Origin of the sequence: Salinicola aestuarinus (assembly GCF_003206645.1) — a bacterium.
In the GTDB taxonomy this organism is placed as follows: domain Bacteria; phylum Pseudomonadota; class Gammaproteobacteria; order Pseudomonadales; family Halomonadaceae; genus Salinicola; species Salinicola aestuarinus.
On record NZ_PZJP01000032.1, the window covers coordinates 1 to 1,026 of the forward strand.

Genomic DNA, 1,026 nt, shown 5'->3' on the forward strand with positions numbered 1-1,026 from the left:
CATTGGCTCAGCCGACCGCTTCGCCGACCCCACCTGCGTGCTGCACGATGAAGCCACGGAAAAACGGATGGCACAGGACCGCATCGAGCGCCTGGAGCAGTTTCAAAACCGCCAGCAAGGATCGGCATCATGAGTGAAGCCAATGAAGCGCAAACGCCGCCGAGCTACGAAGCGCTGCTGAACAACCTACGCAACGATCGCGAATACGCCGAATTGCCCGGCCCCGAGATCGCTATGTGGCCCGAGGACGTGGCTGTTTACGACGACCTCTCTAACCAGGAGCGTTTCAACGAACGGTTTCTGGAGCCAAAAAAAAATCAGCAGAACGAGGCTGCTTACGTTCTCTATTTCTTTTTTGGAGTTTTTAACAACTTCGGGGGGGGGGTCGCTCTTTACTCTCTGATTGTTAATGATCTAAAACTATCCACTTTCGTTATTGGCTCTTCAGTAATGCTGGCCATTCCCTGGTTTTTTTTCGCCATCGTCTATTGGACAGCACAGGGGGGAGGAGTTCGCTTCAACCGACAAGCGCAACTGGTTCATTTCGGCACATTACCAGGAGTCGCTAAGACGTATGCTTGGCGCGACGTTAAACCCTTCTTGAGGAGCGGAATCGAGACCACCGGCAAGTTAGAACTCTGCTTTCCTTTAAAACCCTTGCAAGCACATGGCCTCAAATGGCAACCGGAAAAACATCTCGAGGCCAAAAATCCCAGCATCATCGATGCTGCCATGGACTCCCGCGACCACGGCCCCCAGGGCTGCATGCACCGCTTCGAGTTCTACCGCCGCTATATGGAAGAGGGCCTCGATGCGGTGCAGCCCGACCCCGAACGCCTGCCCGATGACCAACCCATTCGGGAGCCCTACCTGCCACAGCCCCGCGGGCCGATCCTCAAGACCCTGCATTTTCTGGCGGCGGGCCCGCTGATCGACCGAGCGCTGGCGCATCGGGCCAAGCAGTTCTACTGGCCAGAAGAGGTCGAGCGGCTTTGTGCCCCGGATGCCGATCTCTCGGGAATCGAC

1 protein-coding gene is annotated in these 1,026 nt (G+C 56.5%); it reads left to right on the forward strand.

Translation table 11 applies throughout. From position 1 onward, the window contains the following. Positions 1–129 precede the first annotated feature (129 nt). A partial coding sequence (locus tag DOM41_RS17325; RefSeq protein ID WP_223161014.1) for a hypothetical protein occupies positions 130–1,026 on the forward strand: 897 nt, incomplete at its 3' end.